Below are 24800 nucleotides of genomic sequence, written 5' to 3' on the forward strand. Positions count from 1 at the left end.
TAGCGGGTCCTGCGCTTCCGGCCCCCACATTGGCAGTGACAGGTCGCCACCCGGACAGGTCGACAAGGCGCACAGCAGGTCGATTTCTGCGAAGAATTCCAGATAGTCGCCCTTCTGCGCCGGGCAGGCTTTCATGAAATACATGTCGTCATGGTTCAGGCCGGTGCACTGAAAAATGTTCAGCACGTCATGTACGTCAAACTCGGTCAAGCCGTGCGGCAGCACTGCGCGGGTCAGATTCGAATGGCAGTGATGATGGAAGTCTTCACCGGTCAGCATTTTGTTGACGTACGGGTCGCAGCGCGTGCCAAGCAAGTCGTGCAGACGGCCACCATGTTCGTCGATGCCATAGCTGGCCAGACTGTCATCGGTAATGGTCACCAGCGGTCTTAAAAACGGCAGGTTCGACCATAGCCGGTCATGAGTGCTGACATGCGCGCCTTGCAACTGACGCGTGCGCGCCGCCCACAGGCGTTCACGTGGATCATTGGCATTCCACACGTTGAAATCCCCCACTTGCGGGCCGACCGGTGTGGTTATGCGAAACACCTGGCCAGCCCTGACCTTCCAGGCACGTCCGGTGCGAATCGGCACGTCGAACTGCTCGACCAGCGTACGCTGCTGCGCATCGGCGCGGATACGCTCGTAAAAGGCCGTGTCCACTTGCAGCGCGGCGCCTTTGCTGACCTGGTAAGCGGCTGGGTAGTCTTTGTACATGGCGGTCTTCTCGCTGGCAAGATGTAACAATTGGCGCAGCAAGTTGCGGGCCTGATCTGATCACTGAAAATCCCGACTGCGCACATCCAGCCCGGTCAGCAACGGCGTCAGGTCATAGAGCCTCTGGGCGATCAGGTGGCGCACGCCATTGTTTGACTCCAGCCGCCCGAACACCTGCAGCAACTGCGAGCCGACCAGCACCTTGCGTTGACGCTCGGCAAGGTCGCGCCAGACCACGACGTTGACCATGCCGAACTCGTCCTCCAGCGTCACGAAGGTCACGCCGCTGGCGGTGCCTGGTCGTTGGCGACCGATGACCAGACCTGCCAGGCTCAGGGTTCGATCGTTCTCGAGGGTCAGCAGATCCTGCGAGCTGCGAAAGCGCTTGGCGGTCAGTTGCCGCCGCAGCAAGGCCAATGGGTGCGGGCCCAAGGTAGTGCCCAGCGAGGCATAGTCGGCCACCAGGTCTTCGGCCACGGTCGGCAACGGCAGCGTCACGTGGATTTCTTCGCCGGGCAGGTCACTGAACAGCGGGCGCTGAGCCTCGACCCCCGCCACTTCCCAGCGCGCCCGGTGCCGATGGCCGATCAGGCCGCGCAAGGCTCCGGAATCCGCCAGTGCTTCGGCAGCGCGCGAGTCCAGGCCAGCGCGCTGAGCCAGGTCGGTGGCATCGGTAAACGACCGTTTCGAGCGCGCCGCTTCGATACGCAGGGCATCGTCTTCGCGAAAACTGCGCAGCATGCGCAACCCCAGGCGAATGGCCAGATTGCGCGTCCTGTCTGGATGCTCGACCGGCTCCAGCGAGCAATCCCAGTGGCTGTAACGCACGTCCACCGGACGAATTTCGATGTGATGGCGACGTGCGTCCTGCAGCAGTTGGTCCGGGCTGTAGAAACCCATCGGCCAGCTGTTGATCAGTGCGCAGGTAAAGGCTGCCGGTTCATGGCATTTGAGCCAACAACTGGCGTAGGTCAGCAAGGCAAAACTGGCGGCATGGGATTCGGGAAAGCCGTAGCTGCCAAAACCTTTGATCTGCTCGAAGATACGGTCGGCAAAATCTGCCTCGTAACCATTCTTCAGCATGCCAGTGCGTAAGCGCTCACGGTGCGGATCCAGCCCGCCGTGGCGTTTCCAGGCGGCCATCGCGCGACGCAACTGATCGGCCTCACCGGGCGTGTAATCAGCCGCAATGATCGCCACTTCCATGACCTGCTCCTGAAACAGCGGCACGCCCAGGGTACGTTTAAAAACCGACTCAAGCATTGGCGGATAAGTAACGGCTTCTTCACCATTACGCCGACGCAGGTACGGATGAACCATATCGCCTTGAATCGGCCCCGGCCGGACGATGGCGACTTCGATGACCAGATCGTAAAACTTTTCCGGCCTGAGACGCGGCAGCATGGCCATTTGCGCGCGGGACTCGATCTGGAACACACCGATGGTGTCGGCGCGGCTGATCATTTCGTAGGTTTTTCGATCATCACCGGGCAGACCTGCCAGCGTCCATCGTTTGCCACGATGCAGATGCACCAGATCGAACGTCCTGCGCAGTGCGCTGAGCATGCCCAGTGCAAGGATGTCGACTTTCAGCAGGCCGACAAGGTCCAGATCGTCCTTGTCCCACTGGATAATAGTGCGGTCGGCCATCGCCGCGTTTTCCACCGGCACCAGCGTGTCCAGCGGATGCTCGGAGATCACGAACCCACCCGGATGCTGCGACAGGTGCCGAGGAAAGCCGATCAGTTCGCCGGTCAGGGTCAGCACACGCTTGAGGACGGGGGTTTCGGCATTGAAACCATATTCGCGCAGGCGCTCGGGCGACGGCAGCGAGTCGCTCCAGCGACTGAAAGCTTCAGCCAGCGTGTTGATCTGGTCGGGTGGCAGCCCTAGCACTTTGGCCACGTCACGCACCGCACCTGAACCGTGGTAGGTGCTGGCCACCGCGGTCAGCGCCGCCCTGCCGCGGCCATAACGCCGGAAAATGTACTGAATGACTTCTTCGCGGCGGTCATGCTCGAAATCCACGTCGATGTCTGGTGGCTCGTCGCGCTCTCTGGAAATGAAGCGCTCGAACAGCAGGTTGCTCTTTTCCGGGTTCAGTTCGGTAATGCCCAATGCGTAGCACACCGCAGAGTTGGCCGCCGAGCCACGGCCCTGGCAAAGAATGTGCTGGCTGCGGGCAAACTCGACAATGTCGTGAACTGTCAGAAAGTAGCTGTCGAATTTCTTTTCCTTGATCAGGGCGAGTTCTTTTTCGACCTGTGCGCGTGCCACCGTACTCAGCCCATTCGGCCAGCGCCTGCGAATACCGCGTTCGGTCAGCTCACGCAGCCACGATGAGGAAGTTTGCCCTTTGGGAACCAGCTCGTGAGGGTATTCATACTTTAATTGGTCCAGGTCGAACGTGCAGCGCCGGGCGATGCGTGCCGATTCGGCCAGCAGCCAGTCGGGGTAATGCTCTGCAAGCGTGTCGAGGGACCGTAAATGACGCTCGCCGTTGGCAAACAACAGGTGCCCGGCTTCCGCTACCGTGGTGTGATGACGGATGGCAGTCATGGTGTCCTGCAAGACACGTCGCCCGCGCGCATGCATGTGTACGTCACCGCTGGCCACTGCCGGAATGCCCAACGCCTGCGCCAGTGCCAGCAGGTCAGCAAGGCGCTGATCGTCATCCGGACCGCGGTGCAACTCTACGCCCAGCCAGAGGCGCTCGGCAAAGAGCTCGCGCAACCAGTTGCCCTGCGACAGGCATGCTTGAGCATCAGCGCCGATGTCCGGCAGCCAGATGGCCAGCAGACCGTCCAGCGACACCTCGATATCCTCGCACAGCAGTTGGTACTCGCCCTTCCTGGCCCGCCGCCGCGCCACTGTGATCAATTTGCACAGTGCTTCATATCCCGCCTTGTTCTCCACCAGGAGGACAACTTTCGGGCCGTTCTCGATGTGCATTTCGCTACCGACTATCAGCGGCACACCAGTGTCCTTCGAAGCCTGCCAGGCACGGACAATGCCCGCCAATGTGCATTCATCGGTGATTGCCAGCGCCGTATAACCGTGGCGCAAGGCACGCTCGAACAATTCTCGGGCGCTTGAAGCGCCGCGCTGAAAACTGAAGTTGGACAGGCAATGCAGCTCGGCGTAATCGGTACTCATGCAAACCAGCCATGCAGCAGCAGTTCGCCCTGCTCGCCAACGCAGCGATACGCCCAGGCGCGCTGGCCATTGGCGGTTTCGACCAGATAATAATCACGGCGCACATCACCACCGTCCCACCAGCCGGACTCGATTCGCTCGGGACCTGCAACGATGCGCGTTGCATGGACGGGCAAAGGCAATGGCTCGCGCAACAGCCAGCCAGGGCGTGTAACGCCGCGTGCCGGCAAAACCGGCTTGCTGGTGCTTTGCGGTTGCCAGGCACATTCCGGACGATGATCCGCCTGCGCACGCAGGCCACAGACCGATTCGTCACCCAGACGCGCGCGCAAGCGCTCGCGCAGTTGCTCCCACGGCAGGGTCTGTTGCACGCGCTCATCGAACAGCTCGCGGTGCGTCGGCACAAAGTCCGGCAGGTCACGGGCCTGCAAGCGTACGGCACGTACCGGCGAGGCCACCAGGACTTGTTCCAGCCTGCCACGAGCCAGTTCGAAGAGCATCGAGGGGTCGCGTTCGGCACTCAACAGCCCGACCGGAACCACGCTCTCGGGGCCATCGACGTGTTCCAGATGCAAGGCAAAGCGCTGCACGCCACTGTCACGTCCGGCCAGGAACAGGGCCAGATCGGCAATCAGACGCTTGAGGGGAAATAACAGGGCCTGATGCGATTCGACATCAAAATTCAGCTCGATGCGCACATCGAAGAAATCCGGTGGCGTGTAGCACTCGAGCGCCACCGGCCGCTCCCCTAACAGTGTGTCAAGGTGCTGCAGGACACTGGCCGGAAAACGTCGCGCCAAAGTATCGCGTGGCAAGGCCAGAACCTGCCGTACGCTGCGCAGGCCCATGCGCGTCATGGCAGTGGCCGCCTCGCGACTCAGCCCGATGCGATCCAGTGGCATCTGTTCCAGGGTGCGACGCAGTTCATGCGGGCAATCAATGCTCAGGCCATCATGCATGTTGGCCAGCATCCGCGCTGCTATCGGGTTGGGAGCAACCACGATGCGGTGGCGGAAACCCTGTTTTGTCAGTTCTTCACGCAGGCGAGCCTCGAATACAGGCCACGGCCCGAAAAGCTTGAGGCTGGACTCGATCTCCATCAACAGCACCCGAGGGTATTTGAGGCTGACACTGGAGCTGAAACCGTAGGCCCAGGCAGCCAGCAGTTGCTGCAACTGCTCGGTGTCGGCGGGGTCGTGTACGACCGTCGCAAAGCCCGGCACGAGTGCCTGCGCCGCTGTCAATGACTGCCCTGCCCTCAGCCCCAATGCCCGCGCAGCCGGATTGACAGTTTGCAGAACGCGCCGATGCGCACTGCCGCTGATCAGCGCCAATGGCTCATCAGGATCGCTGCGACGACGCATGACGCCGTCGAGCGCCAATTGTGGCAGCAAGACACAGGCCCACAGCATAAGAACCTCAAGCGTCGGTCGGGAATGGAATCGGAAAAGGCGGTGCCAGCCCGCCGCGGCACTTGAGCACGCGCATTTGTGCCGGACAGGTATCGACAGCGATCCGCAGTGCGGCCGGCGATGGGTTGGCGGCAGCCTGTTGGGGGCGACAGGCAAATGCCAGGGTCTGCCCGGTTTCGGCGGCCACCTGCAAGCGCCGCAATGCACGGTCATCGACCATGCCGGGCCAGCAAATAACCGCGCCACAACTGCCCGAACGCAAGCACTGCTCGGCCGCCCACAAGGCATCACGCGTACCGGCCTCGATCACCACCAGATGACGCAGGTCGACCCCGGCAGCGAGCCAGGCCTGTGGATAGGGAATATAAGGCGGAGCGACCAGCACGATGCGCTCACCACTGCCCGACAAACGCGCCAGGCTCGGCCACAACAGGCGCAATTCACCGCTGCCATTGGCCGCAATGAGGATTTCGGTCAGCGCCGAAGCAGGCCAGCCACCAGTGGGCAAAGCGCTGTCCAGCGCCGCATGCCCGCTGGGATGCGGGCTGACCTGCGACGCGCCCTGCTGACGACCCTTCCAGACCCTGCGCTCGTCCAGCAAGGCGTCCAGACTGACCACCGCGCCCATCATTCGCGCCGGACCAGCCCGCAGAACACGCCTTCGATGGCGAAGTCCTGATCGGGCGTGACGATGATCGGTTGGTAAGCCGGGTTGCGCGGCAGCAGGTGCAACTGATCGCCGCGGTGCTGCAGACGCTTGATGGTGACCTCGCCGTCCAGACGGGCAACGACGATCTGCCCATCACTGGCGTGCGGGTTGCGGTGTACACCGACCAGATCGCCATCAAGAATACCGTCCTCGATCATCGAGTCGCCCTGCACGCGCAACAGGTAGTCGGGCACGCGGGTGAACGTGCTGCGATCCAGATGCAGCGTGGTGTGTATATCCAGATCCGGCCCGATGGGAGCACCTGCAGCCACACGGCCCAGCACCGGAATTTCCAGCAGCTCAGGACGCGGTTCACTGTTCAGCAGACGAATACCGCGGGCCTGATGCGGCACGACCTCGATCAGACCAGCCTCGGTCAGTGCCACAATATGTTTGCGCGCCACGCTGCGTGAAGCAAAACCGAAAGCTTCGGAAATTTCCGCCAGGCTCGGCGATTGCCCTTGCTGCGCGATGCGGTCGCGGATGAAGGTAAGGATGGCGCTACGACGTGGAGATAATGTGCTCATGGAGTACATTTGTACTCCTTTCGGTATTTTGTGGCTAGCGCGTTTGGTCGGATTGAGGAAGGCTATTATTCGGATTTTCCCAACAGTGAAATCACAAACACCCGGTTTATAGCGCCAGTCAAAGAGCAGACACTCTACGGCTCTTCAAGCATCAGGAGTACTCATTGTGATCACGCGCCAACTGGGTAAAAACGGTCCGCAGGTTTCCGCTACAGGCTTGGGTTGCATGGGCATGTCGGATTTCTATACCACCGGCATTGATGAGCAGGAGTCCATCGCAACGCTGCACCGTGCGCTGGAGCTGGGTGTCACTTTTCTTGATACGGCTGACATGTACGGCCCGTATACCAATGAGGCCCTGCTGGGGCGGGCCCTGCAAGGCAAGCGTGAGGGAGTCCATCTGGCCAGCAAGTTCGGAATCGTGCGCGGTGACGACCCGCATGCGCGAGGGGTAAATGGCAGCCCTGAGTACATCCGCCAGGCCATCGAAGGCAGCCTCAAGCGGCTGAATACCGATTACCTCGACCTTTATTATCAGCACCGCGTAGACCCGAATGTGCCGATCGAAGAAACCATTGGCGCGATGGCCGAGCTCGTCAAGGCAGGCAAGGTTCGTCATATCGGCATCTGTGAAGCCAGTGCCGCGACCATCGAAAGAGCGCACAAGGTGCATCCGTTGGCAGCGGTACAAAGCGAGTACTCGCTTTGGTCACGAGACCCGGAACACAATGATGTGCTTGCCACCTGCCGTCGTCTGGGCATTGCCTTTGTTGCCTACAGCCCGCTGGGCCGTGGCTTTCTGACCGGCGCGCTACAGACCCCTGACGACTTCGCCGCCGATGATTACCGACGCTTCAGCCCACGCTTTCAGGGCGAGAACTTCAATCGTAATCTGGCATTGGTGGAACAGGTCAAGACGCTGGCCGCAGCCAAGGGCATCAGTGCCTCTCAACTGGCGCTGGCCTGGGTTCTGGCGCAAGGCAACGACATCATTCCGATTCCAGGCACCAAACAACGCAAGTATCTGGAGAGCAATGTGGCCGCAACCACGCTGACCCTGAGTGAAGATGAACTGGCCCGACTGGACGCAATCTTTCCGTCCCGAGGGGCAGCTTCAGGTGAGCGTTACAGCCCGGAATCGATGAAGTCTCTCAACGGCTGACAGATCCGATACCCGATCAAGCGGCGGGTATCAGGTTGTCGTAGGGCAAGCCTCGGTGCCGTTGTTGAGGCCTTGCTTGTGAGTCTTGTAATCCAGCGTGGCTTTGCCATCGACCCACTTCAACGTGACCACCACCACTGAGTCGAAATCGTCGCCGGTCCAGTCATCCACCAGGTTGACGGCCTTGCCAGACGCCTCTTCAGCGACCTTGTTGATCAGCTCCGGCAGGTAGCCGTGCGACCAGGCGGTGTAGATGATCGAGTTATGGTACTTGTCCTGCATAAACTCGCTGGCAAGTTCACTGGTGTCATTGGCGCCGAAGTCGATATTGACCGGCAGACCCAGCTTGATCGCACTTGGCCCGACCGTCATCAGGGGCCGGACATAGCTGTAGGACAAGTCGCCCTCACCTTCTTCCACATGCCGGCTGGGGTTGGCGGCGAAAATAAAGTCAGCCTTGCCGAATTCTCTGGGAAGCACTTCCGACAGCTCTATGGCCCGGTTGAGCCCTTGGCAGTTTAACTGCCCCAACCCCATCGCCGGCTTTTCGGCGTGGCGAAGAAAGACCAGAGTCTGGGTGCCGTTCTTGGGTTCGGCATGCACACCTTTACCCATGGCAAACAGAACCAGTGCAGATGCCACAAGCACTGACGGGAAAAAGAACCAGGCGATACGGCGCTGAAGACGGGCGGTCAAAGGCATTTTTGGAATATTCATTATCTTCTGAGTCCGTTGCGCATTTGAAAGGGATCAGCCCATTGGCTGGTGCGAATGTGCAAGCGTGTGCAGTTCGTCCCGAGAGTTTCTGCGGATCAGTAGAGCAAGGGCGCAATAGCGAGCACCCCTGATCACGCGCGAATCTTAGTGCGCACATGTTTCGAAATTAAGAATGTGGACGATTAAGAGTGTCAAAAAGCGATTCTGTTGCAATCGCCATGAAAAAAACCGTCCCGCATACAGAGAGAACTGTCAGAAAACCGTCGAAAGCAGAGTAATAAGGCCTACTGTTGCTCGCCCAACAGCAAACTCACAGGCTGCTACCTGTTCAACAACGCGTTGTACTGAGAAACGTCCCGAGTCCTTGCCTGCCCAAAGCTTCAGGTCATTGGCACAGAGCGTGCAATATTCCATTTTGTGAATTTCACACACTTTGGACTGCTGATTTTGAATATACAAATCAGTCATTGCAGCCCTGTTCCTTTATCTGGACGCCCACTATGACACAACCCCCCGTTTCTTATCGGCTGCTGACCTCACGCCGTCTCGTCCGCTGGGTGGCCGCGGCCTGTGCAATCGCGTGGAGCCTGCAAGGCGTGGTTCAGGGCGCAGAAACGGCGCCTGCCGAAGTGCGCCTGGATTATGCCTATTACTCGCCGGTCAGCCTGGCGCTCAAGCATTTCGGCTGGCTGGAGAAAGCTCTGCCGGATGCCAAAGTCACTTGGGTACTGACTCAGGGCAGTAACCGCTCGCTGGAATATCTGAACAGCGGCAGCGTCGATTTTGCTTCGTCGGCCAGCCTGTCCGCGGTACTGGCCAAGGCCAACGGCAGCCCGATCAAGTCGGTCTACGTCTATAGCCGTGCAGAATGGACGGCTTTGGTGGTGCGCAAGGACTCAACCCTGCAATCGGTCGCCGAACTCAAAGGCAAGAAAATCGCCGCGACCAAGGGCACCGATCCTTGCCTGTTCACCTTGCGTGCCCTGCAACAGGCCGGGTTGAAAAAAGATGATGTCGAGCTACTGCACCTGCAGCATCCAGATGGCCGTACCGCGCTTGAGAAAGGTGACGTGGACGCGTGGGCCGGGCTTGACCCACATATGGCGGCCAGTGAAATCCAGTCCGGCGCTCGCTTGCTTTACCGCAATAAGGACTTCAACAGTTATGGCGTTCTGAGTGTCACTGAAACCTATGCCAAAGAGCACCCGCAAGCGATCAGGACTGTATTGGCCGCCTATGAAAAAGCCCGTGAGTGGGCGGTGAAAAACCCCGATGAGCTCGCAAAATTGCTGGCCACCGAGTCGGGCCTGCCGCTGGATGTCGCCAGGCTGCAATTGTCACGCACAGACCTGAGCAACCCGCAATTGAGCGCAAAAGACGTGGAAGCGTCCAGGTTGGCAGCACCCATTCTGGTGTCTGAGGACTTGGTGCGCAAAGGTGTGAATGTCGAACAGGTGATTGATCAGTTGATCACGCCTGAATTTTCCAGAGCCGTGACCGCGAACCCATGACCAGCCGAGACAAATCGTTACCCGCCTCGGCGCCGCCAGTATTGTCTGACGAGGTGCAACGCACACTCTGGCAGCGCTACAAAACGCCACTCAAAGGCCTGGTCGTGCCTGCGGTGATCGTTGTGTTGCTGGAAATAATCGTACGCATCGGCTGGTTGCCGTCCTATCAGATGCCAGCCCCCAGCGACATCCTGCTGACGCTGCGGGATCTGGCAGATGGCGCACTGTGGAAGCACATCAGTGCCAGCCTGTTGCGCGTGCTCAGCGGATTTTTCATCGGCGCCGGTCTGGCCTTGGTGTTTGCCGCCTGGGTGGGCCTCAGTCGAGAGGCAGAGGCTTATCTGGAACCGACCTTCGCCGGCCTTCGCTCCATACCGAGCCTGGCTTGGGTGCCGCTTCTGCTGCTATGGCTGGGCATTGGCGAAACCTCGAAAGTCGTATTGATTGCGATCGGGGCGTTTTTCCCTGTTTACCTCAACGGCGTGGCAGCGATTCGAGGCATTGACCGCAAGCTGGTGGAGGTCGGGCAGATGTATGGCTTCAATCGTTACCGCCTCACTCGGCGCATATTGTTGCCTGCCGCCCTGCCCGGTCTGTTCACCGGACTGCGTAGCGGCATGAGCCTGGCCTGGATGTTTCTGGTGGCCGCCGAGTTGATCGCAGCCACCAAAGGCCTGGGTTATTTGCTCAGTGACGGCCGCGAAACCTCGCGCCCGGACATCGTGCTGGCCGCCATCATCGTTCTGGCAACACTGGGCAAGCTGAGCGACAGCGTGCTGGCGGGTCTCGAAAAACGCTTTCTCGCCTGGCGAGACACCTTCAACGGTCAGGGGGATTGATCAATGCCGGATGTGTTGATGGATATTCGAGTGGAACGCAAAACTTTTGCTGGCGATACAGTATTGCGTGACATAGCCCTATCATTGCGGTTGGGTGAAGTCGTGAGTCTGCTGGGCCCCAGCGGCTGCGGTAAAAGCACCCTGCTCCGAATCGTCGCCGGACTGGAGCAGGACTTTCGGGGTTCGGTGGAGCGGGTACAGGGCGAGGTTGCGTTCGTGTTTCAGGAGCCGCGCCTGATGCCCTGGCTGACCGTCGAACAGAATATCGGTTTCAGCGACGATGACAGCTACGATCGCGCCTGGGTCAAGCAATTGATCGAGGAAGTGGGTCTGTCGGGTTTTGCAGATGCCTTGCCCAAAGCGCTGTCAGGGGGAATGGCGCAACGCGTGGCACTCGCCCGAGGCATGTATTCGCATCCGGCAATATTGCTGCTTGATGAGCCATTCAGCGCGGTGGATGCATTTACCCGCATGAAGCTCCAGGACCTGCTGCTACAACTGGCTCAGCGTCATGCCATCGCACTGTTGCTGGTCACTCACGATGTCGACGAGGCGTTGTACTTGAGCGACCGGGTGCTGGTTATGGGCAACCGCCCCGGCACCATCACCCATAAACTGCTGGTCGAAGTGCCAGCACCCAGAGACCGCGGAGATCCGTTACTGGCTCGCCTGAAGGCCCAGGCACTGACCGGACTGCATCAGGCGCATGTCATTTGACACGCCAGACAGCAGATGGCCGGCCCTTCAGGGGGTGTTTTTGAAGGTGTCCCAGATGCCCAAGCGCAGGACTTCGATATTGATCGGCACCTGCACCATGACAAACAACCGGCTCAGCATCTCGGCATCGGGGTATACGTCGGTATCAGTCCAGAGCGCAGGACTGATCAAGGCATCTGCTTTCTCGTTACCGTTGGCGTAATGCACGGTATTGGTGATGTTGGCGATCACTTCCGGCCGCAGCAGATAATTCATGAAGGCGTAGGCGCCCTTGGTGTTCGGGGCATCGGCAGGAATGGCAATCATGTCGAACCACATCGGAGCCCCCTCCCTGGGCACCACGTAGGTGATGTTCGGACCGTCTGCGACTTTTTTGGCCAACTCCTGAGCCTGGGAAATATCGCCCGAATAACCTACCGCTACGCAGATTTTGCCCGCAGCCAGGTCGGCGATGTAATCGGCCGAGCTGAAATTGCGAATATATGGCCTTACGCTGTCGAGCACTTTCCTGGCCTGCGCATAGTCGCTTGGTACTTCACTGTGCGGCTGCAAGCCGAGGTAATTGAGGGTAATGGGCAGCAGCGCAGGCGCGCTGTCCAGAAACGCAACGCCGCATTGGGCAAGTTTTTTCATGTTTTCCGGTTTCAGGACCAGCCCCCAGGAGTCAACCGGCGCATCTTTGCCGAGCAGCGCTTTGACCTTGACGGCGTCGTAGCCGATTCCGGTGCTGCCCCAGAGGTAAGGAAAACCATGTTGGTTGCCAGGATCGCCAGCCTCGAGAACCTTGAGCAATACCGGGTTGAGGTTTTTCCAATTGGGCAACTGGCTTCTGTCGAGGGTCTTGAGCAGGCCCTTGTCGATCTGCTGCCCCATGAAGTGGATGGACGGAAAGACCAGGTCATAGCCCGAATGACCCGCCACCAGCTTTGCGTCCAGCGCTTCGTTGCTTTCGAAAGTCTCATAAGTGGTCTTGAAGCCACTGGCCGCTTCGAATTTTTCGAGCGTGTCCGGAGCAATATAGTCTGTCCAGTTATATATATTGACCGTTTCAGCCGCATGGCTGGTAGAGGCAAGCAGCATCAGTGCAGCAAAGGATCTTTTCAGCATGCGCAGTTCCTCGGGTCAGTAGTGACAGCTTGCCCGAGGTGCTACGGGAAAACCACTGTGGTACGGGGGATGTCCACGCCCTCAAGTCGTTAATAACTGTATGGCGCGAACCTATCAATACCTTTTAATGATACCGCTCATATAATTGAATTTTTTCATCAAGCGTCATAAAAATTTTTTCCAGCAAAAGCCTGACTGATGCTATTTTCAGTGTTCGTCAGATCGCTCAGTAAACCTGCTGGAAAGCAGCGTCCCGACAGATGATTGGCAAGGCCGCTCATCGTCTGGTCATCATGACTTTGCCAGACACATCCTGACTGGTCTGCCTACCCCATGGAGCATTGGAAGCTCGGTTGATTCAGGTGGGCCATCGCTATGAACAAAGTCACCTTTCCCAACGCCTGCCAGTTGATGCGCTGGCACTTTCATCCAGTTGGCTTCGAAGCCTCGATGGATGCGCCTGGCAGCATGATTGCCCGACTGTTCGATCGCGCAAGTGGCGAAACGGTAGTGGCGATTGCCGGCTTGCCTTGCTCTACGGTGATGAACGCAGCCGACGTCGAGCGCATCATCGAAGCGATCGAGGACGAGCTCGAATTGTTCGGTTCAAGTACGCATCAGCAGATAACCAGCTTCTCCTGAGCATGTAGTCGAAGTGAAATCATCGACTGCACCTAAACCCTGCCACGCAGATCATCAAAGAACGGCTTATCCCGGGCAATACGGTCTGATGCCTTGGGCATGTGAGCACTGTCGGCCGCCGCTGCACCTGCTGTTTCGTCTATGTACCAATAACAATGCCGTGCCGAGCGGGTGATGGCCACGTAAGCGAGACGCAAGACTTCATCCTTTTGCGCGGTATCGAACGGCTGAAGATCGTTCGCGTCGCCCAGACCGGCAAGCCGATAGACCTGATTCTTGTAAGGCGAGACGGTGAGGTGCTGACAATCGCCCAACAGGAATACGGCATCTGCCTGCAGCCCTTTGGAACTGTGGTAGGTAAGCGTCCTGATACGCCGACCCTGATTGCCCGTTGCGGCGTCGGCATCGATCAACGCCTGCAGACGCTCGGCAAACCGGGCTTTCTCGCTACCCTTGCGATAGAGCAACAGAATCGAATCGCCGTCGTTGTAGTGCTCGGCCACACGCTCGGCCAGTTCGTTCTCGTCGCGGTCCAGTACTTTGACAGGCAACAACTCCTGAGGCGCACCGCTGGCACGGGCTTTCTTGCCGGGAATGGCCGGTGCGGCACGAACAATATGCTCGGCCGCGTCGATGATGTGTTGATGGCTGCGAAAATTCTCGCTGAGCATGACCTTGGTGGTCGCCGGAGAGGAAAACTCCTTGGCGAACTCCATGAAGTACTTCGGCGAACTGCCCCGCCACCCATAGATCGATTGCCAGTCATCACCCACGCACAGCAATGATGAATGCTGCGCGATACGCCCGACGTGCATTGCGGGACCACGACGCCTGATCTCTCGCAGACTGGCGCGAATCCACGAAACGATCTGTGGCGAAACGTCCTGAAATTCGTCGATCATCAAATGTGACAGCGGTCTCAACACCTCGTCACTGACGTGTTTGAGGTTTTCCGGCGAGGTTTCTCCGAACAATGCAAACATGCGGTTGTAGGTCATGATCGGAGGCGTCTGGGCCTGAAGGTGTTGTTCGAAGGCTTTCCAGAACAGGCTGAGCGCCTCGAAGAAGAAGCGGTCCGGGTCATCGCTGGCGAAACTCATTTCGGCGACGGCGTCTGGCACATCCAGCCCGAGGTTCTCGATGAAGCCGGCGGCGCTGACAAAGCAGTCCAGCAACGGTGCTGCGCTCAACTCGCCTTTGACACGATAATCGAATCCCGGCCCGGCCACTGCAGCCCCGGACAACGACTGCAACACCTCGCTGGCTGATCGATAGTTATCTAACCATATCAATGGCTTACTACAGAAAGCTTGAAGCAGGGTGCGCTTTATGACGCCTTCGGCCCAGACTGGCAGTTTGGCGCCCGGGCGTTTCAGCTGCTGATCCTCACTGGCGTCCAGGCCCAATACGACCCAGGCATCCAGCTCCGCGATATAACCGTGAAAATGAAACGGAAAACCATTTATTTCAACGGTTTGGCGCATAGGCTCAATGCCCTTTATAGGCCAGACCCCGGCGCGGATCCACAGGTCCTCGACAGTGTCACACCACTCTTCATCCCGTTTCGAGGACAGTTCGGTCACCGTGACGCGCTTTTGCACGTCAGGGTGATCGCGGTCCAGCTCCTTGAGCTGCAAGGCGTGTCGATAAAGCGGCGCCATAACCTCGCGAAAACGCTCATTGCTGGCGTACAAGTCGCGATAACACAGGTTCAACTGCTGGCGCTGAGCGTCGTTGATCCGCAGATCAAAGGGGTTGCTGTCCGCATCCTCTGCCCCCGCAGACTGATTGCCGAGGTTCTCGAACGCTCGCAGCTGATCAAACCCCGGCAGGCTGCGCACCAGCGGCAGAATGCGCGAGTGGAAGGTGCGCACCAGGTCCCGGGCCTGTTTTTGCCCCATTGCATGCCCCCACAAGGCCATGACATCGATCAGTTTGCTGATGAAATCCTTGCGCGATTCCCGGGTGAAGGTCACCACCGTCATCGCGTTCAGCTCAAAGCCCAGATAGTGATGCAGCAGCAGGATACGCAATACCAGCGATGTAGATTTGCCCGCCCCGGCACCTGCGATCACGTAAGTGGACGGCGTGTCACTGAAAATCATCTTCCATTGCGCGGCACTGGGCTGAGCCTGCGCAGGCAGCTTTTCGGCCACGTCACTCTTGACGCGCTTCTTCAGCTCAGGCGTCAGCGCAACACGCCAGTCATCGAACAGATGATCGTCCACTTTAGGACCGCGATGCAGAGCCGGACGCTTGTCATTGATGACCAGAACCTGACGGCCCTGCTCCTGGCCATCGAGATAGCCTTCGGCATAACCCTCGCTGACCCCTTCGATATGACCGTTCAGGTAGCCGTCGGCGTGCCCCTGAAACCACGACGGCGTGTGCTGCGCGCTCAGCCTGGTCAGACCGCGCGCCATCACACGCGCCAGCAGACGTTTGAGAAACGGCAGCTGGCGCTGCGGCAGCAGATCGACATCCAGGTCATGGGGAAGCTCGGAAGGCAGATCGTCGGGCACGCAGACTCCATTGGTGGCTTGCAGACAGAATACAGGCGCCTATGGTGGCTGGATTCGTCTGCAGGTTCCAGTGAAATGCTTTGCTGTCAGTGCGTTAGCCGATCAACTGCATGCAATGTAGCAGGTGCTATCAAAGCGGCATGACTGTTTTCGGTATCAAGGCACCCCGATGCTGAATGACCACGCCGGCAAGCCGATGCCCTGCTTCGGCGGCCTGTAAAGGGTTTTCACCCAGCAGTCGCGCAGCCAGGTAGGCAGCGCTGAATGAGTCTCCGGCTGCCGTTGTATCGACAATGTTCTTAACGCGTTGGGGCGCAACTTCAAAGCGCTCTCCACCCGCCTCGATCAGGCAGCTCTGCGCACCGCGCTTGACCACCACCTCTCCGATGCCGCGATCGCGATAAGCTGCGAGCAATTGCTCGCTGTCGGTGTAACCGTAAAGCGCCTGCTCGTCATCATCGGTCAGCAGCGCCAGATCCACATACGGCAAGCACGCCTGGTAGGCCTCGCGTGCCTGCTCGACACTGGCCCACAGCCGAGGCCGATAGTTGTTGTCGAATGCCACCCTGACGCCGCGCGCGCGGGCACGGCCCAGCGCTTCCAGCAGGCGCGCACGCCCCTGTTCGCCCAGCACCGCCAGCGTAATGCCGCTGAAGTACAACACGTCATAGCTGGCCAGTGCCGCAAGAATCGGTTCGGCAGCCGGCGTCATGAAACAGTCGCGCACGGCGGCCTCATTACGCCAGTAAAGAAAACGACGCTCACCACTGGCATCGGTCTGAATGCAGTACAACCCCGGCAACCGGCCCGACATACGCTGCACTTTGCCCAGACCAATGCCCTCGTCGGCCCACGCCCGGCACATGGCATCGCTGAAACTGTCGTCGCCCAGCGCAGTGACATAGTCAACCTTGGCGCGCTCTCCCAGCAGACGGGAGAGATAGACGGCGGTATTCAGAGTGTCACCACCAAAGCTCTGGTGCAGGCTGCCGTCGGCATGCTGTTGCAACTCAATCATGCACTCGCCGATCAGGGCGATTCGTGGAAGGCTCATAGCGTTGACTCCTGCAAAAGCTTGAACTAGAAACAGGTAGTGAAAGGTTCGATAACCCGTAGGTCATCATCCACCAGGCAACCTGAACGCCACTTGTCGAAGGTCAGACACGGGTGCGAGGTGCCGAAAGAAATGATATCGCCCACGCGCAGCTCGCAGCCGGGCGCAACTGTCATGAAGGCATGCTGATCCATCACCGCAGTGACCTGGCAGGCGCTGACATCGACCCCTGAACCGGGCGACGCACCCGGTTTGTAGCACAACAGCGGGTTGGGCAGCCCTGCATCGTAGGCAACATCGCGCTTGCCCATGGCAATGACCGCGAAACCTGTTTCAGGCATTGACTGCACATGCGCCCAGACTTCAAGGGCCGGACGCAGCGCCTCGCTCAACTCGGCGCGCCGGTCCAGCACGCAGCATTGCGCATCCTTGTAGATACCGTGGTCATGCACCACGTAGCTGCCGGGCCGCAGAACGCTGAGGAACCGCTCGCGAACCGCCTGAGCGTCGAAGGCTTCGGCGATCAGGTCATACCAGGCCGAGCCTGAAGCCGTCACGATCGGGCGATTCAGGGCGAAGGCGCCTTTGTTCTGCAACTCGACCGCCAGGCGCACCAGCGACGCAGCGAATTCCTTGATGCCGGCAACCGCCTGATCACCATGGATGACGCCCTCGTACCCCTCAATGCCGGTCAACGCCAGCGCCGGTTGAGCCTGAACGGCGTCAGCCAGGGCCAGCACCTGAGCTTCGCTACGGCAGCCGCAGCGCCCGCCCGGCACACCGTATTCGATCATCACGTTCAAACGCAGCCCGCGCGATGCAAAAAACGCCCCCAGCGCTGCCACGTTGTCCGGGTGATCGACCATGCAGTGAAATTCAAACATCGGATCAGCCAGCAGCTCGGCGATCACTGCCATGTTCGGCGTTCCGACCAACTGGTTAGCCATCAGCACACGCCTTACACCATGAGCATAGGCAGCCTGGGTCTGCACAGCGGTCGCCAGGGTCATGCCCCAGGCACCGGCGTCCAGTTGGCGGCGGAACAATGCCGGGACCATGCTGGTCTTGCCATGCGGCGCCAGCTCCGCACCGCTGTCGGTGACAAAGCGCTGCATCCAGCGAATATTGTGCTCTAGTGCCTGATTGTGAATGACCAGCGCGGGCAGGCTGACATCGCTGACCAGGCTGTTCCCCGGTTGCGCATTACCTTTTTCCATGACGGCGGTGCTCATCGGTAACCTCCTGCAATTATTCGTTGATTCGGCGAGCCAGGCCATTGGCACTGTCGATCAGCACCCGCCGGTAGTCGTCGTAATGGGTTTTTGCGTCAGCACGTGGCGCCACGATGCACAGGGTTGCAATGCACTGACCCCGCTCGTCCTTGACCGGCGCGGCAAAGCAATGGGTGAAGGTATCGGCCACGCTGTCGAAAGAGAAAAAGCCCTCTTCGCCCGCCTTGCGGATTTCCCGCAAAAAAGTTTCCAGCGGCAAACGCTCACCGCCCGGCAGAATGAAATCATCGGGATCGATCAGGTCGATGATTTGCTGATCGGTCAGGTGACTGAGCAATAAACGTCCGGAAGCGGTCCAGGGGATCGGTGCGTTTTCGCCGATGTCCGAAGAAATCCGAAAATGCCTTTCGCCCTCCTTCATCAATGCCACTGTGTATTTGCGGCCGTTGAGCAGGCACATCTGCGCGGTTTCTCGGGTCTGACTGACGATGTCGCCCAAGCAGGCTTCCGCCTCGCGTGTGAAATCGAAATGGCGCAAGTGTGCCTGGCCGAGAAAATACAGCTGACGACCGAGATAGACGTGCCCTTCTTTGCCGACCGACTCCAGAATCCGCCGCTCCAGCAACGACGCCACCAACTCATAGACAGTCGACTTGGGGCTGCCGATGCCGCTGGCTATTTCATTGGGGCGCATAGGCCTGGCCTTTTCCTTGAGGAAATCCAGAATATCGAACGCCCGGTCCAACCCACGCGCCCGGCGTTTGATCACGTCTTCAGTCATGCCGATTCCTTAAGAGAATTTCACACGGCAAGCTCAGGCCGAAAGCCCTGTCGCCTGCCGCTTTGCGCTGACTGCTACTACTTCCGCTTGTAGGCAATACAGTCGATTTCGATTTTGCAGTCGACCATCATGCTGGCTTGTACGCAAGCGCGAGCGGGGGCATGTTCAGGGCTGAAGTATTCGCCAAACACCTTGTTGAAACTCCAGAAATCCCGAGGATCTTCCAGCCACACACCGACGCGCACTACGTCCTTGATGTCATAACCGGCCTCTTCGAGAATGGCGATCAGATTGCGCATGGTCTGGTGCGTCTGCTCGACAATGCCGCCAACGATGATCTCGCCGTCCTGCGCGGGGACCTGCCCGGAAACATGCAGCCAGCCATCTGCTTCGACAGCTCGGGCGAATGGGCGCGGCTGACCGCCACCTGCGGTGCTGCCAGCGCCATAACGGGTAATAGTCATGAGGTTTTCCTTGGTTGAACGTTGAACATGATGAAACGTTAAAAGCGGATGTTCTTGAGAAATTCGCTCAAGCGTGCCGATTTCGGCTGCTCGAACAAGGCTTTTGGTGGCCCCTGCTCCTCGATGCGACCCTGATTCATGAAGACGATCTGATCTGACACTTCATAGGCAAAACGCATTTCGTGGGTGACCAGCAACATGGTCATGCCCTCCTCGGCCAGGTCCTTTATCACACTCAGCACCTCGCCCACCAGTTCAGGGTCCAGTGCCGAGGTCACTTCATCGAACAGCATCAGGCTGGGATTCATGGCAATGGCGCGAGCGATGGCTACACGCTGCTGCTGGCCGCCGGACAACTGGCCGGGAAAGTGGTTGCGCCGCTCCAGTAGCCCGACGCGATCCAGCCATTTTTCGGCGAGTGCAATCGCCTGGTCCTTTTGCATCTTCTTGACCTTGAGCAGGCCAAGGGTCACGTTCTGCAAGGCACTGAGGTGTGGGAACAGGTTGAATTGCTGAAACGCCATCCCGGTCATGGCACGGTGCTGTGCAATCAGACGTTCCGGGTGACGAACACGCTTGCCGTCTATGTGGCTGTAGCCGATATCCTGACCTTCGAGGCGGATATGACCGCCCTGAAACTCTTCCAGCAGGTTGACGCAGCGCAGCAAAGTGGTCTTTCCAGACCCGCTGGAGCCGATCAGGGTCACGACATTGCCTTTCTGCATACGCAGGTCGACGCCCTTGAGCACCTCTAGATTGCCATAGGATTTATGCAGGCCCTCAATGCTGAGCAGCGCCGGGCCGGGGGTTGCAGTCTGAGTCAATGTCATGGCAAGGCCACCCGTTTTTCGATTTGTCGCCCGAGAAGCTCGATGGCGTAGTTGATAAGGAAGAACAGGAAGCCTGCAAACAGATAGAACTCCAGGGTCATGAACGTCCGGGCGATCACTTGCTGCGTGCTCAAGAGCAGTTCAGCGACGCCGATGACCGAAAGCAAGGTCGAGGCCTTGACGATCTCGGTCGACGAGTTGACCCAGGTCGGCAGGATCTGGCGCATGGCCTGTGGCAGCAGCACGTAGCGAAGCGTTTGACTGAAACGCAAACCTATCGCCTTGCCTGCCTCGATCTGGCCGGGAGGAATGGCCTGTAGCGCACCTCGCACGATCTCTGAAACATGAGAGCCGCAGAACAGCGTCAAGCCTATTGCTCCGGCCTGAAAGGCGCTGATATGCCAGCCCAGCGCCGGTACCATGTAAAAAACCGCCAGCACCAGGACAAATACCGGCGTGCCGCGAATCAGATCCACGTAGAGGCGGACCGGAAGTCGTGCGAAAAAACCGCCATAGGTCAGCACCAGACCGGCCAGCATGCCGATCAGCGTGCCCGCGACAATCGCCAGCGCCGAGCATTGAATGCTGGTCAAAAAGCCCGACCAGAGTACTTCTCGTGCCGTCCATAATTCCTGCAACCAGCCAGGGGGTTGGTACATGATGGCCTCCTAGCGGCGAATCGCCAGACGTTGTTCGAGCGCACGTAAAAGCATCGCAATCACGTAGCAGGCCACCACATACAGCGCGGTGGTCACCAGCCAGGTCTCGATCACCCGGTAGCTCTCGACGTTGATCTTGCGTGCGTAATAGGTCAGTTCCGGGACAGCAATGGCGGCCGCCAGCGACGTGTCCTTGAACAACGAAATGAAGTTGTTGGAAAGCGCAGGCAACACATTGCGCAGCATGACCGGCACGGTTATGTAGGCCCTGACCTGCCATTCGCCCAAACCAATCGCCAAACCCGCTTCACGCTGGCCTTTGTGAATGCTCAGCAGCCCGGCCCGGAAGACCTCGGTCAGGTAGGCACCAGCGTACAGCGACAGCGTGACAATGAACGAGGCCAGCTTGTCCAGGCGTATACCCAGCCCTGGCAAGGCAAAGTAGATCAGCAGGATCAACACCAGAATCGGCGTATTGCGCACTACCGTCACGTAGATGGACGCCACAATGCGCAGTGCCCGATAACGCGATAACAGCGCGAAAGCGTTCATCAGGCCGATCACGCAACCGATGGCGATCGAGATCAGGGCCAATTCCAGGCCCAGCCCCAAACCCGCCAACAGGCTGGGAAAGTCGCGCCATACGGCGTCAAAATTCAATTGATAATTCATGCTTGCCCGTACCTGACAGGGGCAGGCCTGATGGCCTGCCCTGCCCTTGAAGGTCAAAGTGGACTTATTTGTATTCCATCGGAAAGCCGATTGCTGGCACAGGCAGATCAACGCCGAACCACTGCTTGAACGAAGCGGCATAAGCCGGGAATTCGACGCCGGTCATGGCTTCATGCAAGGCGGTGTTGACGAAGTTCAGCCAGTCCTGGTCGCCACGTTTGACGGCGCATGCGTAGGTTTGCGGGCTCCAGGCAAAAGACGGTGAGCGATAGCGACCTGGGTTTTGCACCATCAGGTACTTGACCGAAGACTGGTCGGTCGCGGCCGTATCGGCGCGACCAGAGTTGATCGCCTGGTACATCAGATCGACGCTGTCGTACTGGTCGACCTTGGCCTTGGGCAGTGCCTGATGCACCAGTTCTTCGGCATAGACGTTTTGCAGTACGGCAACGGTGACGCCATCGCCCGCCGCTTTCAGGTCATCGATTTCCTTGTACTTGCTGTTCGCAGGCAGCAGCAACGCTACGCCCTCGCGGTAGTACGGCAGTGTGAATGCCACCTGCTGCGCACGGCTGGCGGTGACGGTGATGAACTGGCAACTGATATCGACCTTGTCAGTCAGCAGATTGGGGATCCGGGCGTCCGAAGACTGCACCACGAACTCGACCTTGCTCGGGTCATTGAACAGGCCTTTGGCGATGATCCGACCGATATCGATATCAAAGCCCTGCAACTTCCCGTCCGCGCCTTGAAAATGCCACGGCGCATTGGTACTGCCTGTGCCGACGACAAGGTTGCCGCGTTTCAATACTGCTTCAAGTTTACTTCCCTCGGCCGCCTGCCCGGTATTAGTCAGGCTGAATGAGGCTGCAAGAACAAACGCACAAGCTTTCAGAAAAGAAGGTCCGCGATGCATGACATAAACTCCGCCGAGGTACTGTTTATTCCGCTATAGCGGACACTGGTATGTAACAACGGAACAAGCAGCAGAAAGTGTGCCATAAATGGCAAGCCAAAAACATCGAGCAAATAAACCGAGATAAAACAACAGCCTGAAAACAAATGTACGGCAGCCGATTGCAAGCGGATTTTTAACGACCCGCTACTGGCTGTCACAATTGAGTGGTAAGGCCCCATTCCTGTGCGGGTACGCTGCAATGGGTGGCAGCGCTACAGTCCGGAATGATGTCGCGCGATGCTGAAGATGTGTGTTTGGTGCGCCGTGGGATGCATGCCAATGCAGGGCATAGGCATGCGGGCGAGCCTTGGGCAGCTCAAAGGCAGGTAGCAATCGCCGCAGAACGCAATGCCGCTTGGGAATCGCCTTGTGGCGCATAAAACTCGACGGTGGTGGCCGGGCCTTTCGCGTGCACATCTGCGAAATAAGTCGATTCGGTGGTAAATACGGTGAAGCCGCCGCCTGACAAGTCATGCAGGAATACATCCGAAGACGTACCGAACATGGCTTCGTTTTGCCAGGTCACCTGAATGCACTGGGCGACAGCGCTATCCTGCTTGGCGCTGGACAGCACCTTTACAGGCCCTGCCGAACGTGCCGAAGCAGAAGGCGCTGCGCACCCGCTCAATGCGGCAGCTGCAACCAGGGTAAAGCTCGCTAAAAACAGAAACTTCATGTCATGCCCACGCTGATAAAAAGCCGATTCTAGCATTGCAGCGAAGTATCAGCCCTCGGCCAATTGTTCTTCGTACTCCTTCACGTACTCGCCAGCCAGCGTCTGTTTCTGCTTTTCGTCGAGTAACTTTCCCGCCATCTGGAAAAACTTCTGCTCTTCTTCCTTCAAGTGATGATGCACTTTTTCCGATAGCTTTTTCGCCGTTGCCAGCCAGGTCGGGCTCGACATTTCGGTCTCGTCGAGTTCTTCCATCATTTCATCCATTTCATGGTGCTCGGAAATGGCATGACGGCTCAGGTCCACGCCATTGTCGTGAGCCATCAACGGAATGTAGAAATGACGCTCTTCAGCAGTTTCATGGGCCTGAAGCTCTTCCTTGAGCTGCTTGTAGGCTTTCTCGCGCTCGGCACTGTCGCCGCTGGTCTGGATCAGCGCATCGGCATAGCCACGTTGACGGTCATGGCTTTCGCGCAGGGCTTCGAAAATATTCAAGGTCGGGTCTCCGGGTCGGCTTCCGGGACATGGAAGCATTGTGGACTAGACCCCTGACCAGGATCAGCAGTTCAAAGAAATGCTGGCAAACTACCATTGCACTGTAAAAGCATGCTCAGGCCAGTTCGAAAACTACGTCCTGAGCGCCTTCCCAAAGAGTCTTGACGCCCAGTTTGCGCAGGTTTTCCTTGCCATGAGTGATGGTCAGAAAATGATTACCTGCCAACTGCCCCATCTTGCTGGCAAAACAGCAAGAACCATAGGCCAGGATAATCTCGGTTTCGCTGTAGCCGCCTGGATAGAAAAGAATATCGCCCACCGAAGGATGGCTGGTTGCGTTCTCGAAACCGATCAGTTTGTCATCCAGCTTCAACTGATAATCATCCAGCGGCACCCAACAGCCTTCACCGCTCCAGCGCACATGGATGAACTTCTGCCGATAAGGCAACAACTTCAGAAACGCCTCGACCGTCTGTGGCGCATCCGGGTTGGCTTCAGCCAGAAACTCATATCCGCCAGCGGTGATTCTGATAGTGGTCACTGAAAGAGCTCCTTTAAAGCGTAGGGACCCGAAACGGGTGCAAAAGAATAAACGCGGCCGTAACGCAGAGTCACGGAGTTCCGTTGCGGCCATGCAAGAGATAGCCGGGCCGACTGCTCAAACGCTCGTAGTACATATTTACAGCAGGCAGATCCGGATGATCGAGCGGTGTCTCGAACCAGCGATTGACCGAAAGCCCGACGGGAATATCGGCAAGCGTGAACGTTTCTCCACTCACATAAGCGCCTGTCATTTCCAACTGTTGATCAAGTATCTGCATGTACCGGACCCAATTCGCACACGATGCAGCGGTAGCAACGACGTCCTGATGATCGGCCGAACGGCGTACCAGCGACATGAATGCATAGCCCCATGCCGGGTTCAGGTCAGCGCTTTGCCAGTCGATCCATTGATCGATACGCGCTCTGGCAATTGGCTCGAGTGGGTAAAGATGACAGCCGTTGTAACGGGCAGCCAGATAGCGAAGGATGCTATTGGACTCCCACAGTACAAAGCCGTCATCGATGATAACCGGGACCATGGCGTTGGGGTTGAGGGTAAGAAACTCCTCAGTATCGGTCGATTTGAAGCCACTGCCCCACTCTTCCCGACTGAACGAAATATTCAGTTCCTCACATGCCCAAAGCACTTTCCGTACATTGATGGAAGATGCCTTCCCGAGTATCCGTAGCATTGAAGCCCC

General features: G+C 58.4%; 26 protein-coding genes. 5 read left to right on the forward strand and 21 right to left on the reverse strand.

Annotated features, from left to right (window positions below; translation table 11 throughout):
* The 5 genes from ALO43_RS25415 to lexA all read right to left on the reverse strand — a co-directional run.
* The coding region (locus ALO43_RS25415) for an urea carboxylase-associated family protein (RefSeq protein ID WP_054998365.1) at positions 1–717 on the reverse strand (717 nt) is incomplete at its 3' end.
* 60 nt (positions 718–777) lie between these two features.
* On the reverse strand, positions 778–3873 hold the full coding sequence (locus ALO43_RS25420) for an error-prone DNA polymerase (RefSeq protein ID WP_054998321.1): 3096 nt from the start codon (positions 3871–3873) through the stop codon (positions 778–780).
* Complete coding sequence (locus tag ALO43_RS25425) at positions 3870–5285, reverse strand: Y-family DNA polymerase (protein ID WP_054998322.1); 1416 nt, start codon at positions 5283–5285, stop codon at positions 3870–3872. Before ALO43_RS25425 ends, ALO43_RS25420 begins: the two co-directional genes overlap by 4 nt.
* 7 nt (positions 5286–5292) lie before the next feature.
* Entirely contained in the window at positions 5293–5913 is a 621-nt protein-coding gene (gene imuA / locus ALO43_RS25430) for a translesion DNA synthesis-associated protein ImuA (protein ID WP_054998323.1), read from the reverse strand.
* The gene (gene lexA, locus ALO43_RS25435) at positions 5913–6530 is read right to left on the reverse strand and encodes a transcriptional repressor LexA (protein WP_054998324.1); all 618 of its coding nucleotides are present in this window, start codon (positions 6528–6530) and stop codon (positions 5913–5915) included. Before lexA ends, imuA begins: the two co-directional genes overlap by 1 nt.
* 157 nt (positions 6531–6687) lie before the next feature.
* Between lexA and ALO43_RS25440 the strand changes: the two genes are divergently transcribed.
* Positions 6688–7683: an aldo/keto reductase gene (locus ALO43_RS25440; protein ID WP_024671518.1), complete on the forward strand. Its 996-nt coding sequence runs from the start codon at positions 6688–6690 to the stop codon at positions 7681–7683.
* Positions 7684–7713: 30 nt separating this feature from the next.
* Here ALO43_RS25440 and ALO43_RS25445 read toward each other — a convergent pair whose 3' ends face one another.
* Together ALO43_RS25445 and ALO43_RS25450 are read right to left on the reverse strand one after the other, a co-directional pair.
* The gene (locus tag ALO43_RS25445) at positions 7714–8400 is read right to left on the reverse strand and encodes a hypothetical protein (protein WP_042932330.1); all 687 of its coding nucleotides are present in this window, start codon (positions 8398–8400) and stop codon (positions 7714–7716) included.
* Between the two features lie 252 nt (positions 8401–8652).
* Positions 8653–8868: a hypothetical protein gene (locus ALO43_RS25450; RefSeq protein WP_054998325.1), complete on the reverse strand. Its 216-nt coding sequence runs from the start codon at positions 8866–8868 to the stop codon at positions 8653–8655.
* A 32-nt stretch (positions 8869–8900) separates the two neighbouring features.
* Here ALO43_RS25450 and ALO43_RS25455 point away from each other — a divergent pair, with 32 nt between their 5' ends.
* The 3 genes from ALO43_RS25455 to ALO43_RS25465 are packed head-to-tail and all read left to right on the forward strand — an operon-like array spanning position 8901 to position 11467.
* On the forward strand, positions 8901–9911 hold the full coding sequence (locus ALO43_RS25455; RefSeq protein WP_054998326.1) for an aliphatic sulfonate ABC transporter substrate-binding protein: 1011 nt from the start codon (positions 8901–8903) through the stop codon (positions 9909–9911).
* A complete protein-coding gene (locus ALO43_RS25460; protein WP_054998327.1) occupies positions 9908–10750 on the forward strand; it encodes an ABC transporter permease in 843 nt (280 codons plus the stop codon). The genes ALO43_RS25455 and ALO43_RS25460 overlap by 4 nt, the downstream gene beginning before the upstream one ends.
* A 3-nt stretch (positions 10751–10753) precedes the next feature.
* Positions 10754–11467: an ABC transporter ATP-binding protein gene (locus tag ALO43_RS25465; protein ID WP_054998328.1), complete on the forward strand. Its 714-nt coding sequence runs from the start codon at positions 10754–10756 to the stop codon at positions 11465–11467.
* A 27-nt stretch (positions 11468–11494) separates the two neighbouring features.
* Here ALO43_RS25465 and ALO43_RS25470 read toward each other — a convergent pair whose 3' ends face one another.
* On the reverse strand, positions 11495–12574 hold the full coding sequence (locus ALO43_RS25470; RefSeq protein WP_054998329.1) for a polyamine ABC transporter substrate-binding protein: 1080 nt from the start codon (positions 12572–12574) through the stop codon (positions 11495–11497).
* Positions 12575–12949: 375 nt separating this feature from the next.
* On the opposite strand from ALO43_RS25470, the gene ALO43_RS25475 reads away from it, so the two are divergent.
* Positions 12950–13216 carry a DUF1652 domain-containing protein gene (locus ALO43_RS25475; RefSeq protein ID WP_005890896.1) on the forward strand — a complete coding sequence of 89 codons (267 nt, stop codon included), beginning with the start codon at positions 12950–12952 and terminating at the stop codon, positions 13214–13216.
* 32 nt (positions 13217–13248) lie between these two features.
* Here the strand turns inward: ALO43_RS25475 and ALO43_RS25480 are convergent, their stop codons facing one another.
* The 13 genes from ALO43_RS25480 to ALO43_RS25540 all read right to left on the reverse strand — a co-directional run bounded on the left by ALO43_RS25480 (position 13249) and on the right by ALO43_RS25540 (position 24791).
* Positions 13249–15738, reverse strand: coding sequence for a UvrD-helicase domain-containing protein (locus ALO43_RS25480; protein WP_054998330.1), 2490 nt, complete (start codon positions 15736–15738; stop codon positions 13249–13251).
* Between the two features lie 130 nt (positions 15739–15868).
* Positions 15869–16792, reverse strand: coding sequence for a 2-dehydro-3-deoxygluconokinase (gene kdgK, locus ALO43_RS25485; RefSeq protein WP_054989128.1), 924 nt, complete (start codon positions 16790–16792; stop codon positions 15869–15871).
* A gap of 26 nt (positions 16793–16818) precedes the next feature.
* On the reverse strand, positions 16819–18024 hold the full coding sequence (locus ALO43_RS25490) for an amino acid deaminase (protein ID WP_005892867.1): 1206 nt from the start codon (positions 18022–18024) through the stop codon (positions 16819–16821).
* 16 nt (positions 18025–18040) lie between these two features.
* Entirely contained in the window at positions 18041–18805 is a 765-nt protein-coding gene (locus ALO43_RS25495) for an IclR family transcriptional regulator (protein WP_005892868.1), read from the reverse strand.
* Positions 18806–18882: 77 nt separating this feature from the next.
* Positions 18883–19269, reverse strand: coding sequence for a RidA family protein (locus ALO43_RS25500; protein WP_054998331.1), 387 nt, complete (start codon positions 19267–19269; stop codon positions 18883–18885).
* Positions 19270–19307: 38 nt separating this feature from the next.
* A complete protein-coding gene (locus tag ALO43_RS25505; protein ID WP_005892870.1) occupies positions 19308–20099 on the reverse strand; it encodes an amino acid ABC transporter ATP-binding protein in 792 nt (263 codons plus the stop codon).
* Complete coding sequence (locus tag ALO43_RS25510; protein ID WP_005892871.1) at positions 20096–20758, reverse strand: amino acid ABC transporter permease; 663 nt, start codon at positions 20756–20758, stop codon at positions 20096–20098. The genes ALO43_RS25505 and ALO43_RS25510 overlap by 4 nt, the downstream gene beginning before the upstream one ends.
* Before the next feature lie 9 nt (positions 20759–20767).
* Positions 20768–21430: an amino acid ABC transporter permease gene (locus ALO43_RS25515; RefSeq protein ID WP_005892872.1), complete on the reverse strand. Its 663-nt coding sequence runs from the start codon at positions 21428–21430 to the stop codon at positions 20768–20770.
* 64 nt (positions 21431–21494) lie between these two features.
* Entirely contained in the window at positions 21495–22346 is an 852-nt protein-coding gene (locus ALO43_RS25520; RefSeq protein WP_024671511.1) for a transporter substrate-binding domain-containing protein, read from the reverse strand.
* A gap of 358 nt (positions 22347–22704) precedes the next feature.
* Positions 22705–23064, reverse strand: a complete 360-nt coding sequence (locus tag ALO43_RS31710; RefSeq protein WP_042932522.1) for a hypothetical protein — start codon at positions 23062–23064, stop codon at positions 22705–22707.
* Positions 23065–23112: 48 nt separating this feature from the next.
* Positions 23113–23556: a hemerythrin domain-containing protein gene (locus ALO43_RS25530; RefSeq protein WP_024690043.1), complete on the reverse strand. Its 444-nt coding sequence runs from the start codon at positions 23554–23556 to the stop codon at positions 23113–23115.
* 115 nt (positions 23557–23671) lie between these two features.
* Positions 23672–24097 carry a DUF3830 family protein gene (locus ALO43_RS25535; RefSeq protein WP_024690042.1) on the reverse strand — a complete coding sequence of 142 codons (426 nt, stop codon included), beginning with the start codon at positions 24095–24097 and terminating at the stop codon, positions 23672–23674.
* A gap of 70 nt (positions 24098–24167) precedes the next feature.
* Positions 24168–24791: a glutathione S-transferase family protein gene (locus tag ALO43_RS25540; protein ID WP_024690041.1), complete on the reverse strand. Its 624-nt coding sequence runs from the start codon at positions 24789–24791 to the stop codon at positions 24168–24170.
* Positions 24792–24800 lie beyond the last annotated feature (9 nt).

The sequence above is a fragment of the Pseudomonas tremae genome, assembly GCF_001401155.1.
GTDB lineage: Bacteria > Pseudomonadota > Gammaproteobacteria > Pseudomonadales > Pseudomonadaceae > Aquipseudomonas > Aquipseudomonas tremae.